The 14,213-nt window shown below is 61.6% G+C and carries 13 protein-coding genes; 6 read left to right on the top strand and 7 right to left on the bottom strand.

The window, feature by feature from the left end; translation table 11 throughout:
* Window positions 1-98: 98 nt before the first annotated feature.
* On the top strand, window positions 99-977 hold the full coding sequence (locus FBY12_RS21440; protein ID WP_145255706.1) for an MBL fold metallo-hydrolase: 879 nt from the start codon (window positions 99-101) through the stop codon (window positions 975-977).
* Between the two features lie 37 nt (window positions 978-1,014).
* On the top strand, window positions 1,015-1,629 hold the full coding sequence (locus FBY12_RS21435; protein ID WP_145255703.1) for an NAD(P)-dependent oxidoreductase: 615 nt from the start codon (window positions 1,015-1,017) through the stop codon (window positions 1,627-1,629).
* Between the two features lie 103 nt (window positions 1,630-1,732).
* On the opposite strand, the gene FBY12_RS21430 is transcribed toward FBY12_RS21435, so the two are convergent.
* Entirely contained in the window at window positions 1,733-2,614 is an 882-nt protein-coding gene (locus FBY12_RS21430) for a LysR substrate-binding domain-containing protein (RefSeq protein WP_145255700.1), read from the bottom strand.
* 159 nt (window positions 2,615-2,773) lie between these two features.
* Between FBY12_RS21430 and FBY12_RS21425 the strand changes: the two genes are divergently transcribed.
* Window positions 2,774-4,411 carry a 5-guanidino-2-oxopentanoate decarboxylase gene (locus FBY12_RS21425; RefSeq protein ID WP_145255697.1) on the top strand — a complete coding sequence of 546 codons (1,638 nt, stop codon included), beginning with the start codon at window positions 2,774-2,776 and terminating at the stop codon, window positions 4,409-4,411.
* Window positions 4,408-5,856 carry an aldehyde dehydrogenase family protein gene (locus FBY12_RS21420; protein WP_145255694.1) on the top strand — a complete coding sequence of 483 codons (1,449 nt, stop codon included), beginning with the start codon at window positions 4,408-4,410 and terminating at the stop codon, window positions 5,854-5,856. Before FBY12_RS21425 ends, FBY12_RS21420 begins: the two co-directional genes overlap by 4 nt.
* 31 nt (window positions 5,857-5,887) lie before the next feature.
* On the opposite strand, the gene FBY12_RS21415 is transcribed toward FBY12_RS21420, so the two are convergent.
* Complete coding sequence (locus FBY12_RS21415) at window positions 5,888-6,817, bottom strand: AraC family transcriptional regulator (protein ID WP_145255691.1); 930 nt, start codon at window positions 6,815-6,817, stop codon at window positions 5,888-5,890.
* Window positions 6,818-7,179: 362 nt separating this feature from the next.
* Between FBY12_RS21415 and FBY12_RS21410 the strand changes: the two genes are divergently transcribed.
* Complete coding sequence (locus tag FBY12_RS21410; protein ID WP_092278720.1) at window positions 7,180-7,533, top strand: putative quinol monooxygenase; 354 nt, start codon at window positions 7,180-7,182, stop codon at window positions 7,531-7,533.
* 41 nt (window positions 7,534-7,574) lie between these two features.
* Complete coding sequence (locus FBY12_RS21405; protein WP_121731301.1) at window positions 7,575-7,805, top strand: hypothetical protein; 231 nt, start codon at window positions 7,575-7,577, stop codon at window positions 7,803-7,805.
* 1 nt (window position 7,806) lies between these two features.
* Here the strand turns inward: FBY12_RS21405 and FBY12_RS21400 are convergent, their stop codons facing one another.
* From FBY12_RS21400 to FBY12_RS21380, 5 genes are all read right to left on the bottom strand, one after another.
* Complete coding sequence (locus tag FBY12_RS21400; RefSeq protein ID WP_145255688.1) at window positions 7,807-8,433, bottom strand: flavin reductase family protein; 627 nt, start codon at window positions 8,431-8,433, stop codon at window positions 7,807-7,809.
* A gap of 236 nt (window positions 8,434-8,669) precedes the next feature.
* The gene (locus FBY12_RS21395) at window positions 8,670-8,963 is read right to left on the bottom strand and encodes a hypothetical protein (RefSeq protein WP_145255685.1); all 294 of its coding nucleotides are present in this window, start codon (window positions 8,961-8,963) and stop codon (window positions 8,670-8,672) included.
* Between the two features lie 332 nt (window positions 8,964-9,295).
* A complete protein-coding gene (locus FBY12_RS21390; RefSeq protein ID WP_101208993.1) occupies window positions 9,296-10,618 on the bottom strand; it encodes an MFS transporter in 1,323 nt (440 codons plus the stop codon).
* Between the two features lie 439 nt (window positions 10,619-11,057).
* Window positions 11,058-12,389, bottom strand: coding sequence for a sigma-54 dependent transcriptional regulator (locus FBY12_RS21385; RefSeq protein WP_121731297.1), 1,332 nt, complete (start codon window positions 12,387-12,389; stop codon window positions 11,058-11,060).
* The gene (locus FBY12_RS21380) at window positions 12,389-14,149 is read right to left on the bottom strand and encodes an ATP-binding protein (protein ID WP_145255682.1); all 1,761 of its coding nucleotides are present in this window, start codon (window positions 14,147-14,149) and stop codon (window positions 12,389-12,391) included. The genes FBY12_RS21385 and FBY12_RS21380 overlap by 1 nt, the downstream gene beginning before the upstream one ends.
* Window positions 14,150-14,213: the final 64 nt, after the last annotated feature.

Genomic DNA, 14,213 nt, shown 5'->3' with positions numbered 1-14,213 from the left:
AAACAAACTATGTCCCAGCATCGCATTTTTTGTACTGAGTCAGGCAACTAAGCTCTGTGCCCATCGCCAAGCATGGCAATCGCACAACGGAGCAACAGATGATCGGTTTCACCGCACTCAAACGTATTTTTCTCGCAGCGACCACGCTCTGCTTCGCGTCGCACGCGGCGGCAGCGGCATTGAGGCTGGATGTCTACAACCCCGGCGAACAGGCGATTTTCCCGGTGAGTTCGGTGCTGGTCAGCGGCGCGAAAGAGGCGATCCTGGTGGACGCGCAGTTCGGCAAATCCCAGGCCGAACAAGTGGTGCAGAAGATTCGCGCCAGCGGCAAACAGTTGACCACGATCTACATCAGCCATGGTGACCCGGATTACTACTTCGGCCTCGACACCCTGACCACCGCGTTCCCCAACGCCAAAGTGCTGGCCTCGCAGCCGACCGTCGATCACATCAAGCAAACCGTCGACGGCAAACTGGCGTTCTGGGGGCCGAAAATGGGCGCCGACGTGCCGGCCAAAACCATCGTGCCGGGCGTGCTCAAGGGCGACAGCCTGATGCTCGAAGGGCAAAAACTGCAAGTGATCGGCCTCGACGGCAAGCAGCCGGATCGCAGTTTTGTGTGGATCCCGTCGATCAAGGCTGTGGTCGGTGGCGTGGTCGTCGCCGAGAACATTCACGTGTGGATGGCCGATACGCAAACCGAGCAATCCCACGCGGACTGGCTGACCACGCTGCACTCGATCGAAACCCTGAAACCGCAAATCGTCGTGCCCGGCCACTACCTCGGCGACAGCGCTGGTTCGTTGGCGGCGGTGCAATTTACCGCTGAGTACATCAAGGCGTTTGACGAAGAAACCGCCAAGGCTGAAAACGCCGCTGAACTGATCGCCGCGATGAAAAAACGCTACCCGAACCTTGGCGAAGAAAGCTCGCTGGAGCTCAGCGCGAAAGTCGCCAAGGGTGAGATGAAGTGGTAACCGACTGATCAACGAAACCTTTCAACTGGAGAACGTCATGAGCAAAATCGCAATCATCGGGGCCACCGGTCGTGCCGGCAGCCAACTGTTGGAAGAAGCCCTGCGTCGTGGTCACAGCGTCACCGCGATCGCGCGTGACACTGCGAAGATCGGCGCGCGGGCCGGGGTGGTCAGCAAGAGTGTCGATGCGCTGGATGCCGAGGCGCTGCAAGCCGCAATCGCCGGGCACGACGTGGTAATCAGCGCCGCGCATTTTGCGACGTTGCCGGCCAGCGCGGTGATCGGGCCGGTGAAAAACGCCGGGGTCAAACGCCTGTTGGTCGTGGGTGGCGCCGGTTCGTTATTGCTGCCCGGTGGTGGTCGGGTGATCGACAGTGAAGGCTTCCCGGAGGAATACAAAACCGAGGCGAGCGCCGGGGCGTTGTTTCTGCAAAACCTGCGTCAGGAACAGCAACTGGATTGGACGTTTGTGTCGCCGTCGGCAGAGTTTGTTGAAGGTGAGCGCACGGGCACATTCCGCATCGGCCAGGACGATTTGCTGGTGAGCGCCCAAGGTCGCAGCTGGATCACCTTTGCCGATTACGCGATTGCGCTGCTGGATGAAGTGGAAACGCCGAAACATTCGCAGCAGCGGTTTACGGTCGGCTACTGATCCCGCAACACCACAACCCTGTAGCAGCTGGCGCAGCCTGCGTTCGGCTGCGCAGCAGTCGTAAACGGTTTGATGATCGTTCCCAAGCTCTGCATGGGAACGATCAGCGTATGGCGGCCTGCGCCACCAACCACCCCAACAGTTCCCTCAATTTCGGCGATGGCTCAGGTATCTGCGGCAACACCAGGTAATAAGCCGCCCCGGTTTTCACCTTCAGATCAAACGGCGTCACCAGCCGCCCGGCGCTCAGGTCATCGCCGATCAGCGCCCAATCACCAATCGCCACGCCAGTCCCTTGCGACGCCATCGACATCGCCAGGTCCAGCGTTTCAAAGTGCTGGCCCTTGCTGACATTGCTCAACTGCACATCGGCGTGCGCCAGCCAGGCCTTCCAGTCATGCTCATCGCGCGTCGGGTGCAGCAACATGTGTTGCTGCAGATCCTGCGGCGTGCGCAGCGGCACCGGGCCTTCGAGATACGGCGCGGAACACACTGGCGTCAGTTGCTCATCGAACAAACGTTGCGCCGCCAGCGAGGCCTCTGGTGGAGCACCGTAAACCACCGCTGCGTCAAACTGCTCGCGGTGAAAATCGACGCCATGGCGCACCGTCGTCGTCAGCTCCACCGGCACGTCCGGGCGTTCCTTTTGCCACTGCATCAAACGCGGCAACAACCAGCGCATCACGCACGTCGGCGCCTTCAGTTGCAGGGTTTCGCGCTTCTCGCCGATCTGCTCGACGGCCTCGCCAACCAGCGCAAAAACCTGCTGCACACGCGGCAGCCATTCGCGCCCCTCAGCGGTCAGCGCCAGACCTCGCGCCTGGCGAATGAACAACGCATACCCGAGATGATTTTCGAGCCCGGCGATCTGCCGGCTCACCGCGCCTTGGGTGATGTGCAATTGTTCGGCGGCCCAGGTGAAATTGCAGCACTGCGCGGTGATCAGAAAAGTGTGCAGCGCGGGCAGGGGAGGCAATCGTTTCATGAGAACCCAAGGTATGACGTAAGGACATGGCTAGTATGACTTTTTATCGATTGTTGCGACTCCGTGCCGCCCGTTCCAATGAGGCCATCCCTGGGTTTGCCGACGCATCATAAATGCTCCGCAGCCCCGGCGTCTCAAACGAACAGCAAGGGCAAATTCATGGCGACGTGCGGCGAAGTGTTGGTCAAGTTACTCGAAGCTTATGGCGTCGAGCAGGTGTTCGGGATTCCCGGCGTGCACACCGTCGAGCTGTACCGCGGGCTCGCCCGTTCGAACATCCGTCACGTCACGCCGCGTCACGAACAGGGCGCGGGGTTCATGGCCGACGGCTACGCGCGCACCAGCGGCAAGCCGGGCGTGTGCTTCATCATCACCGGCCCGGGGATGACCAACATCACCACGGCGATGGGCCAGGCTTACGCCGATTCGATTCCGATGCTGGTGATTTCCAGCGTGCAGACGCGCAGCCAATTGGGCGGCGGTCGCGGCAAATTGCACGAACTGCCGAACCAGAGCGCACTGGTCGGCGGCGTTGCGGCGTTCTCCCACACATTGATGTCGGCAGCCGAATTACCTGGCGTATTGGCCCGCGCATTTGCGCTGTTCCAGGCCGGCCGCCCACGTCCTGTGCACATCGAAATTCCCTTGGATGTGCTGGTCGAAGAGGCCGACGATTTGCTCGCCAGCGTTGCAGTCAACATTGACCGCGCCGGTGCCGCACCGGGCGCTGTCAGCCGCATGAGCGCCTTACTGGCCACGGCGCAACGGCCGTTGATTCTTGCTGGTGGCGGCGCCATCGACGCGACTGCCGAGCTGACCGCGCTGGCCGAACTGCTTGACGCGCCAGTCGCGCTGACCATCAATGCCAAAGGCATGCTCGCCGCCGATCACCCGCTGCTGATCGGCTCGACCCAAAGTCTGGTCGCCACCCGCGCTTTGGTCGCCGAGGCTGACGTGGTGCTGGCGATCGGCACCGAACTGGCCGAAACCGACTACGACGTGACCTTCGCCGGCGGTTTTGAAATCCCCGGCAAACTGCTGCGCGTCGACATCGACCCGGACCAGACCGTGCGCAACTATCCGCCGCACGTGGCGCTGGTCTCGGATTCGCGCAACGCCGCGCAGGCCTTGCTCTCGGCACTTCCGCAGCAGTCGCTGGCTGAGCGCCGCAGCGATTGGGGTCATGTGCGGGCCGCGCGTTTGCGCGAGGAGCTGGCGGCCACGTGGGATGCACCGACAGTCGCGCAAACGCTGTTCCTTGAAACCGTTCTGGATGAATTGCCGGACGCAGTATTTGTCGGCGATTCGACGCAACCGGTGTACACCGGCAACCTGACGTTCAACCCGCAGCGACCGCGCCGCTGGTTCAATTCATCGACCGGTTACGGCACCTTGGGTTATGCCTTGCCGGCGGCGATTGGCGCGTGGATCGGTGGCCACCTCGAGGGCGGCGCGCGGCCACCGGTGGTGTGCCTGATCGGCGACGGCGGTCTGCAATTTACCCTGCCAGAACTGGCCAGCGCCGTCGAAGCGCGCACGCCGGTGATCATCCTGTTGTGGAATAACCAGGGCTACGAAGAAATCAAAAAGTACATGGTCAACCGCGACATCGAGCCGGTCGGCGTGGACATTTACACCCCGGACTTTATCGGCGTGGCCAAGGCATTGGGCTGCGCGGCGGAAGCGGTCAGCGGCGTCGAAACCCTGCGCCACGCTCTGCGCGCAGCAACGGATCGGCAAGGCCCGACGTTGATTGAAATCGATCAGGCGCAGTGGATGACGGCGGTGGCGAAATGAATTTTCCGACGACGTTGGACGGCCTCTACATCAATGGCCGATGGTCCGCTGGCAGCGAACATTTACGGGTGATCAACCCCGCGACCGAAGCGTTGCTGACCACGGTCAATGGCGGCGATCAAACGTCCGTCGATCAAGCCGTCAGCGCTGCGACCCACGCCTTCAAGGACTGGTCGCAAACCAGCGGCAGCCAGCGTGCGGTGATTCTGCGGCGCATTGCTGCTGGCGTCGCGGCGGGGCGTGAGCAACTGATGCAGTTGCAAGCGAGCAACAACGGCAAACCGCTGTTCGAAGCGGCAATTGACGTCGATGACGTGATTGCCACGTTCGAGTATTACGCCGGTCTCGCCGAAGCGCTGGATGGCAAACAGGACAGTCGCGTCGAACTGCCAACTGAGGACTTCAGCGCTCGTTTGCGCCGTGAACCGTGCGGCGTGGTCGGGCTGATCGTGCCGTGGAATTTCCCGATGGTCACCACTGCGTGGAAACTCGCCCCGGCGCTGGCCGCCGGTTGCTGCGTGGTGCTGAAACCGTCGGAAGTCACGCCGCTGCCGGAGCTGCAATTGGCCGCGATTATCGCCGCAGCCGGGTTGCCCGATGGCGTGTTCAACCTGGTCTGCGGCAGCGGTCTGGCAGTTGGCGCGCCGTTGTCGGCGGATCCGCGAATCGCCAAGATCTCCTTCACCGGCAGCAACGCGGTTGGCGTGCAAGTGATGCAACGCGCAGCAGAAACGGTGAAGGGCGTCAGTCTCGAACTCGGCGGCAAGTCCTCGTTGCTGGTGCTCAAGGACGCCGACATCGAGTTGGCCGTGGAGCTTGCGTGCGGCGGCGGTTTTTTCAACGCCGGGCAGATGTGTTCCGCCACCAGTCGGGTGTTGGTCGCCGAAGAGCTGGCGGACGAATTCCTCCTGCGTTTACAGACCCGCGCCGAAGCGATTCGCGTCGCCGACCCGTTCGACCCGAACGTCGAAATGGGCGCGCTGGTCAATCAGGCGCAATACCAGCGAGTGCTTGGCCATATCGATCGCGGGTTGAGCAGTGGCGCCAGATTGATCTGCGGCGGCAACCGTCCGGCGAACCTGCCGCGCGGCTACTTTTTGCAGCCGACGGTGTTCACCGAAGTGCCGCTGGACAGCGCGCTGTGGTGCGAGGAGATTTTCGGCCCGGTGCTGTGCGTGCGCAGTTTTGCCTCGGAAGCCGAAGCGATTGCCTTGGCCAACGACAGCCCATTCGGCCTGGTTGCCAGCGTGGTCACGGGTGATGGCGCGGCGGCGGATCGCGTGGCGAATGCCCTGCAGGCCGGGTTGGTGTGGATCAATGCGCCGCAAGTGATTTTTCCGCAAACCGCGTGGGGCGGCTACAAGCAGAGCAGCATTGGCCGCGAGTTAGGCCCGTGGGGTTTGCAGGCGTTCCAGGAAATCAAACACGTGATCCGCGCCGTATAAAAAACCTGTGGGAGCAAGGCTTGCCCGCGAGTTACACAGTCAGGCGCAGTCGCGCGAGGTCGCGCAGTGGCGGGGCGCCAAATAAGCGGCTGTACTCGCGGCTGAATTGCGAAGGGCTTTCGTAGCCGACGCGATAACCGGCCGCCGAGGCTTCCAACCCTTCGGCGAGCATCAGCCGCCGCGCTTCCTGCAAGCGCAATTGCTTCTGATATTGCAGCGGGCTCATCGCCGTCATGGCTTTGAAGCGGTGATGCAACGTCGACACGCTGAGGTTCACTTCCTTCGCCAGATCATCAATGCGCAGCGGCTGCTCATAGTGGCCGTTGAGCCATTTGATCGCCTGGCTGATGCGATGGCTCTGGCTGTTGGCGATGGCGATTTCATACAGTCGATGACCCTGCTGGCTACGCAGCAAGCGATAGAGAATCTCGCGGCGAATCAGCGGCGCGAGCATGGCGATGTCTTTTGGGGTGTCGAGCAGCCGCGCCAGACGCAGCACCGCATCGAGCATCGCCGCGTCGAGTTTTTCCACGTACAAACCGCGTCCCGTCGGGCGGGTCGGCACGCCAATCGGCCCGGCGTCGGTGATCAGCGCGGTGATTTCCGCCGGATCGATGTCCAGACGAATGGCGAGGATCGGCTCTTCGGACGTGATGGTCACCACCCTGCCGGTCACCGGCATTGACACCGACACCACCAGGTAATTGAGCGGGTCGTAAATAAACGACTCGTCGGCCAGCCGTACTTCTTTGCGTCCCTGAGCCATGATGCACAGCGCCGGTTGCGCCAGCCCCGGGGCAAATTGGTGAGTCTGGCTGTAACGCGACATGAACAGCGAAGCGACCGCGGTGGCGTAATTGCCATCCTCGGTGGTGTTGCGGCGAATGATCGCGGCCAATTCCTCGCGCTGCTTTTCCATGTCGGCGTCCAGCGGCGCTTCAAAGTGATCGAACGACGACATGCAAGGCTCCTCGATGAGTTGTGAGTAGTGAGGGATGCGCGATGAGTTGTGTTGATGGCCCAGAGCTTAAGTTTGTGCAAGCGAATGCGCTAGACACATCCTGCCTGATGCTTGCCTGATCCTGCATCGGGTGACTGCGCTGGTTCGCCGTTGCGGCGCCACCGTGGTGAAACTTGCTTGAAACCGTTGTGTCACGTTCCCGGCAACGGTTGTGCAGGGTTTTCAATCGGTTGCGCCCGGCTCGCAGGATTGTGCAACAAGCGTGCAGGAATCGACTAACGGCCAGCACGCCGCGCCGCCTAACCTTGGATCCTGTCGCAGCCCGCCCCTGGCTGCCACGCAACTCCTTGGGAGGGTTGAATATGTCTACGCAGATTCCCGTCAGTCACATGGCTTTCGTTCGTGCCCGCGCCGGGCGTTCCGCAGAACTCGGTGCGCGCCTGAGCGCATTGATCGAGCCGTCCCGCTCGGCCAGCGGTTGCCTGAGCTTTGCCCTGCAACATTCACAATGCGATCCGGACCTGTGGCTGGTGTCCGGTTTCTGGACCCATCAACAAGCGATGACCGCGTACTTCAGCACACCGGCGATGCAGATTTTTTCCGAGTTGGTGCAGGACTTGGTGGTCAACAGCCTGGATTTCCACACCTTCAAGGATGTCTCGGCGGCGCAGGCGCTCGGTCAGACCAAAGCACAGGTGCACAAACTGGTCGGTTGAGGGTTTAATGGCGACATTCTCAGTCAGCCAGGATCCGCGACATGGCACGCAAAGCCTTTGAAACCTTCGAAGCCGTATCTGCCGTAGTACCGCGCGAAGGCGGTTATTACGCCGCGATTGCGACCAAAGCCATCGGTGGCAGCGGCGCGCCACGCTTTCACAAGTTGCTCGAAGAGCAAACGTTCACCACGGCCCGCGAAGCCGACGACGCCGCCGCGCTGGAGCTGGTCAAGCTCAAAGGCGTCAGCGAAGACGGCGATTTGGTCTGGTGAGCTACTTCGCCCCCGGGCGATACATTTTGAACAATGCCTCTGGGCCCAGCTGGAAGTAATCCGCCGGCCCGCCGCCGCGCAGAATCGGTTCTGCCGCGGCGGTGTCGTACACCCCATCCTTCAACAGCCACTTGGCGATATGCACGGCGACCACTTCGCCGAGAATCAGCCAGCTCGGCACCACATCGCCATCCGCGCGCTGCAACTGAATGATCTGCGTGACCTTGCACTCGAAGGACACCGGGCTTTCGGCGACCCGTGGCACCTGAATGATTTTCGACGCGGCGGGGGTCAGCCCGGCCAGCTCAAATTCGTCGACCTGCGGACCGACCATCGCGCAGCTCTGGTTCATTTGCTCGGCGAGCGGGCGGGTGGCGAGGTTCCAGGCGAATTCGCCGGTTTGTTCGATGTTGTTGAGGCTGTCTTTGCGCCCGACGCTGGAGAAGCCAATGATCGGCGGAATGTAGTTGAACGCGTTAAAGAAGCTGTACGGCGCCAGGTTCAGGTGACCGTCGGCATCCTGCGAGGAAATCCAGCCGATCGGCCGCGGGCCGACGATGGCATTGAACGGGTCATGCGGCAGGCCGTGGCCGTTGGCGGGTTCGTAATAGTGGATGTCGTCGGGCATGCGCGGGTTCCTGCGAGCGGTGTTTGGGGGGAGGGTTGTCATAGTGCAAGGCATGACGGGGAAATTCCACTGTAGGAGCGAGGCTTGCCCGCGAAGTCGTCGGCACCGTCGATATCTAGGTGACAGACAAATCGCCTTCGCGGGCAAGCCTCGCTCCTACAGGTCTCTGGGATTTTGCTGTGCCCCAGAAACGACTAAGCCCGGCCGAGGCCGGGCTGTGATGCCGCGTTTGTGGATTAGCTGATGGAAGCCGAACCAGTGCGATCGTAGCCATCTTCAGCAACCGTCGCCGAGCCAGTGCGGTCGTAGCCATCTTCAGCAACAGTCGCGGAGCCGGTGCGGTCGTAACCATCTTCAGCAACAGTGGCCGAACCAGTGCGATCGTAGCCATCTTCAGCAACAGTGGCCGAGCCAGTGCGGTCGTAGCCGTCGGCGGCAACAGCGGAGCCGGTGCGGTCAAAACCATCGGCGGCGAAGGCGCTGCCGGCCAGTACGGAAAGGGTCAGGGCGAGGATCAATTTGGTTTTCATGGTGGTAGCTCCAAAGTTCGTAAAGATCAGTTCGTCAAAGTAGCTTCGTTGGGTAGCGGCTTGCTGTGGAAGCGATACTACGCTCGGCAAATTGATTGAGAAGTTGGCATTCGTGCTAGTAACTATCGATCAGATTGATGTCTGCTCCGCGAGGCTTTAGCGCTTGCCATGCAGGGCAATCAAGCGATCTGAGTGGGCAGGTTGCTGGCGCAGAATTAAACGCTGATTAATCGCTGCGACCGTTCGGGTGACAGATTTTTCATCTCGACCGAACGCCTACAAAAAAGGGCAGACCTGGTTCAGGGCTGCCCTTTTTGTTGTGGCGTGTAACGTCAGTCAGTTTCGATCCGCGAGTGTTTGCGCGTGTCTTTCATGGTCACGTACACCAGCAACGACACCGCGATACATGCGGTGACATACCAGTAGTAACCGGTTTCCATGCCGATGCTCTTGAACCACAGCGCGATGTATTCAGCGGTGCCGCCGAAAATCGACACGGTCAGTGCGTACGGCAGGCCAACGCCCAGTGCACGAATCTCGGTCGGGAACAGTTCTGCTTTGACCACTGCGTTGATCGAGGTGTAGCCGCTGACGATGATCAGCGCCGCCATGATCAGGAAGAACGCGCCCCACCACGTGGTGATGGTGTGCAGCGTGGTCAGGATCGGCACGGTGAACAAGGTGCCGAGCACGCCGAAGGCGATCAGGATCGGCCGCCGCCCGACCTTGTCCGACAAGCCGCCGATGATCGGTTGCAGACACATGAACAGGAACAGCGTCGCCGCCGAAATGCTCGTGGAGTCGGTGATGCTCATGCCCACCGTATTCACCAGGTATTTCTGCATGTACGTGGTGTAGGTGTAGAACGCCAGGGTTCCGCCCATTGTCAGGCCGACCACGGTCATCAGCTCTTTCGGGTGGCGCATCAGCGTGCGCATGGCGCTTTCTTTTTTCTCTTTTTTGACCTTGTTGAACGACTCGGTTTCTTCCATGCCGCGCCGCAGGTACAGCGCCACCACCGCGCACAACGCGCCGATGGCAAACGGGATGCGCCAGCCCCACGCGTACAGTTGCTCGGTGGTCAGCACTTGTTGCAGCACGATCAACACTGCCAGCGCGATGAGCTGGCCGGAGATCAGCGTCACGTACTGGAAGCTCGAATAGAAACCGCGACGTTCCTTGGTCGCCATCTCGCTGAGGTAAGTCGCCGAGGTGCCGTACTCGCCGCCGACCGACAGGCCTTGCAGCAGACGCGCGAAAATCAGCAGGATCGGTGCGCCGATGCCGATGGTTTCGTAGTTGGGGCTGAGCGCGATCAGCAGCGAGCCGAAGCACATCAGGTAGACCGAGGCCATCAGCGCACGTTTGCGCCCGGCGCGGTCGGCGTAAAGCCCCATCAGCCAGCCACCGATCGGGCGCATCAGGAAGCCCACGGCGAAGATCGCGGCGGTGTTCATCAGTTGTGCGGTGGAGGAACCGGCGGGGAAAAAGGACTTGGCGAAGTACAGCGAAAACGCGGCGTAGACGTACCAGTCATACCACTCGACCATGTTGCCGACCGAGCCGCTGAAGATCGATTTGATCCGGCTACCGGTGGTTCTTTCTTTGGCAGGCGCGACGGCCGACCCGAGGGGCAGGGCGTTGGAGTTATCCATTGAAGGATCCTTCGTTTAATTGTTTTTGTGGAGCGCGTTTAAACGCAGCCTGCGTGGGCTATAGCAGGAGCTGTGCCAAGGGGAGGAAGGCCGGTTTAGAGGGGGGGTTGTGGCGTGCTGAGCGGAATTTCGCCGATGCGGCTGGAGGTGTGAGCGGATTTTCGCTCATTGCGGGGTGATCTGGTGATGTGTATTTCAGTTTGGGACCACCCCTCACCCTAGCCCTCTCCCCAGAGGGGAGAGGGGACTGATTGAGGTGTTCTTGGAGCTACATCGACCTGAGATACCGCGCCGAACTCAGGTCTTGAAAACCCTGAAGAAGTCGAACTCAGCTCTTGAAACCCCTGAAGATCTGCTCCCTTTCCCCCTCTCCCCATTGGGGAGAGGGCTGGGGTGAGGGGCTGGATGCCAGCAACACCGAAAATCCACAGGTAAAAACTCACTCCCCTAAAAACATCTCCCGACTCAGCCCATGCCGCTGCAGCTTTTCATTGAAAGTCCGACGCGGCAGTTGCAGTTCTTCGAGCACCGCTTTGACGTCGCCCTTGTGCCGGGTCAGCGCCGCGCGCAGGCAATGCGCTTCGAAGGCTTCCTGTTGCGCCGCCAGCGACTGGCCGGGCTCGATCGCTGCCGGTTCCGGCTCGCCGAGGCCCAATACCTGACGCTCGGCAACGTTAGCCAGTTCGCGGACATTGCCCGGCCAGTCGTGGCTCAACAAATGGCTCAACTGCGGCCCGCTGAGCGGCGCAAACGTCCGGCCCAGACGCTCGGCCGCTTGCTGGGCAAAGGTCTCGAACAGCAACGGAATGTCCTCGCGCCGCTCGCGCAATGGCGGCAAGCGCAATTCCGCCACGTTCAAGCGATAGGCCAAGTCCTCACGAAAACGCCCGGCGCGCGCCTCGTCGAGCAAGTCCGGTTTGGTCGCGGCAATGATCCGCAGATCCACGCGAATGCTCTGGTTCGAGCCCAGCCGCTCAAGCTTCTGCTCCTGCAACACGCGCAACAATTTCACCTGCTGGGCCAGCGGCATGCTTTCGATTTCATCGAGAAACAGCGTGCCGCCGTCGGCGTATTCGAGCTTGCCGATGCGCTTGCCCGAAGCGCCGGTGAACGCGCCGCTTTCGTGGCCGAACAATTCGGCTTCAAACAATTGCTCGGGAATCGCCGCGCAATTGAGCGCGACAAACGGCTTGTCGGCGCGCGGGCCGAAATCGTGCAAACAACGCGCGACCAACTCTTTGCCGCTGCCGGTTTCACCACGGATCACCACGTTGACCGGCAGCGTCGCCAAATCCAGCACTTGTCGGCGCAAGGTCTGCAAACCCCGGGAAACCCCGAGCAGCGTCGCGTCGAGTTTGGCGCGGTTGTCGGCCAGCACGTGCAGCGCGCGGTTTTCCAGGACCAACCGGCGTTTCTCCAGAGCGCGGCGCAAACTGCCGAGCAAGGTTTCCGGGCTGAAGGGTTTTTCCAGAAAATCGTAAGCGCCATCGCGCATCGCTTCGACCGCCATCGGCACATCGCCGTGGCCAGTGAGCAGAATCACCGGCAAATCGGCATCGCGCCGTTGCACTTCGGCGAGCAGTTCGAGGCCGCTGATGCCGGGCATGCGCACGTCGCTGAGGATCACCCCGGGAAAATGCGCCGGCAATTGCGCCAGGCATTCGTCGGCGCGGCTGAACAGCTGAACCTCGAATCCCGACAGGCTCAGCCATTGTTCGACGGCGTTGCGGATGCTGCTTTCGTCGTCGACGACTATTACCGAATTGAGCATCAGACAGGCTCCTCCAGATCGATCGGCAAGGTCAGGGTAAACACCGCGCCATTGTCGTGGTTGGCCGCCGACAAGCGACCACCGGATTCATGGGCGATGGCGAACGATACCGCCAGCCCCAGGCCCAAACCATCGCCGACCGGTTTGGTGGTGAAGAACGGGTCGAAGACGTTCGGCAGATGCTCGTCGGCAATCCCGCCACCGTTGTCGGCGACCGTCAGGCGCCACAGTTGCTCATCGGCTTCGAGGCGGATTTCCAGGCGTTTGCACGGTTTGTCGTGCACCGCGTCGAGGGCGTTGCGCAGTAGATTGATCAGCACCTGTTCGAGGCGAATCGCATCGCCGCGCACCCACGCCGGACGTGTCAGGTGCAGCACGCTGCTGACGTTTTCATCGCGCAACCGCGCGTCGAGCAACTGCAAGGATTGATCGACCACCGCCGCCAGATCGAGGCGTTCGCGCAAGCCGCTGGGGCTTTTGCGGGCGAAGGTTTTCAGGTGGCCGGTGAGCGCGGCCATGCGCGTGAGCATGTCGTCCACCGGTTTCAGCGCTTTGTACGCATCATCGACGCGGCCGTGATCGAGCAGCAGCCGCAGGGTTGCGAGTTGCATGCGCTGGGCGGTCAGGGGCTGGTTGATTTCATGCGCGAGCGCGGCCGACATCTGCCCCAGCGCGGCGAGTTTGGCCGATTGCACCAGGCCGTCCTGCGCGGTGCGCAAGTCGCGGGTGCGTTCTTCCACCAGTTGTTCGAGTTCTTCGCGGCTGCGTTGGCGCATCTTCGCCAGACGCCAGCGCTGGTTGAGGAACAACAGCAGGAACACCACCGCCAGCCATAATCCGGCGGCTGCGAGCGCCGCGTTGCGGATGTCTTCGAAAGCGATTTGCGGGCGGCGCAGCAGGTGCAAGGTCCAGCCTTCGGCGGGCAGTGGCAGCGATTCCCAGAGGTAATCCGCGGCGCCATCCGGCCCTTCGACCCGCGCCAGATCGCTGTTGTCATCGAAGCGATGTTTCGATTGATAGACCAGCGGGGTCAGCGGTTGTTTGTCGTATTGGCGGGTGGTTTGCAGCTCGGCGTGATCGGTGGCGCTCAATGCTTTCAAGTGCCGATACCGCCAGCCGGGCTGGTTGGCGATGAAGATAATCCCGCGCGCATCGCTGACCAGCAAGGTGTCGCTGCCCTGGCGCCATTCGCGTTCAAGTTCGGGGAATTCGAGTTTGACCACCATCGCGCCGAGAAACTCGCCGTTGTCGCGCGTGACGGCGCTGGAGAGGAAATAACCGGGGATGCCGCTGGTCACGCCCACCGCGTAAAAACGCCCGGTGCCTTGGGTGCGGGTCTGGCTGAAGTAGGGGCGAAAACCGTAGTTGTGGCCGACGTAACTGCTGGGCATGCGCCAATTGCTCGCGGCAACGGCGAGGCCGCTGTGGTCGAGCAGTTCGAGGGTTGAGGAGTTGGCGGCGCCGTTGATCTTCTCCAGTTTGCGGTTCAGCAGGTCCTGTTGCTCGGGGCTCACTGGGCCGTTCAGCCCGGCGCGCAATTGCGGGTCCAGCGCCAGCACGGCGGGCAGCGCGCGATAGCGGTCGATCAGCGTGTGCAGGGAATTGGCGTACAGCGCCAGTTGCTGACTGGCGCGCGCGGCGTCTTCTTCCAGGGCCTGACGTTCGGCGTGGCGCATCGCAAGCGCGGCGGCAGCCACCGCACCGGCAACGATCAACAAGGTGTAAAGCGTCAAACGCAGAGGGCGGGAAGTCGCAAGCATGGCGTGGTGAACAGTCAGCAAATACGGGGGCGCACCATAGCATGCCGGCGAGTTCGGGCAGTGT

Source organism: Pseudomonas sp. SJZ131 (genome assembly GCF_007828705.1).
Taxonomy (GTDB): domain Bacteria; phylum Pseudomonadota; class Gammaproteobacteria; order Pseudomonadales; family Pseudomonadaceae; genus Aquipseudomonas; species Aquipseudomonas prosekii.
The sequence above is the reverse complement of the archived record's forward strand: the minus strand, read 5'-3'. Positions and strand labels throughout refer to the sequence as shown.

What these genes read in the sequence shown, in the direction of transcription:
- FBY12_RS21440 (WP_145255706.1), top strand. Translation starts at nt 99, where the DNA reads ATGATCGGTTTCACCGCACTCAAACGTATTTTTCTCGCAGCGACCACG.
- FBY12_RS21435 (WP_145255703.1), top strand. Translation starts at nt 1,015, where the DNA reads ATGAGCAAAATCGCAATCATCGGGGCCACCGGTCGTGCCGGCAGCCAA.
- FBY12_RS21430 (WP_145255700.1), bottom strand. Translation starts at nt 2,614, where the DNA reads ATGAAACGATTGCCTCCCCTGCCCGCGCTGCACACTTTTCTGATCACC.
- FBY12_RS21425 (WP_145255697.1), top strand. Translation starts at nt 2,774, where the DNA reads ATGGCGACGTGCGGCGAAGTGTTGGTCAAGTTACTCGAAGCTTATGGC.
- FBY12_RS21420 (WP_145255694.1), top strand. Translation starts at nt 4,408, where the DNA reads ATGAATTTTCCGACGACGTTGGACGGCCTCTACATCAATGGCCGATGG.
- FBY12_RS21415 (WP_145255691.1), bottom strand. Translation starts at nt 6,817, where the DNA reads ATGTCGTCGTTCGATCACTTTGAAGCGCCGCTGGACGCCGACATGGAA.
- FBY12_RS21410 (WP_092278720.1), top strand. Translation starts at nt 7,180, where the DNA reads ATGTCTACGCAGATTCCCGTCAGTCACATGGCTTTCGTTCGTGCCCGC.
- FBY12_RS21405 (WP_121731301.1), top strand. Translation starts at nt 7,575, where the DNA reads ATGGCACGCAAAGCCTTTGAAACCTTCGAAGCCGTATCTGCCGTAGTA.
- FBY12_RS21400 (WP_145255688.1), bottom strand. Translation starts at nt 8,433, where the DNA reads ATGCCCGACGACATCCACTATTACGAACCCGCCAACGGCCACGGCCTG.
- FBY12_RS21395 (WP_145255685.1), bottom strand. Translation starts at nt 8,963, where the DNA reads ATGAAAACCAAATTGATCCTCGCCCTGACCCTTTCCGTACTGGCCGGC.
- FBY12_RS21390 (WP_101208993.1), bottom strand. Translation starts at nt 10,618, where the DNA reads ATGGATAACTCCAACGCCCTGCCCCTCGGGTCGGCCGTCGCGCCTGCC.
- FBY12_RS21385 (WP_121731297.1), bottom strand. Translation starts at nt 12,389, where the DNA reads ATGCTCAATTCGGTAATAGTCGTCGACGACGAAAGCAGCATCCGCAAC.
- FBY12_RS21380 (WP_145255682.1), bottom strand. Translation starts at nt 14,149, where the DNA reads ATGCTTGCGACTTCCCGCCCTCTGCGTTTGACGCTTTACACCTTGTTG.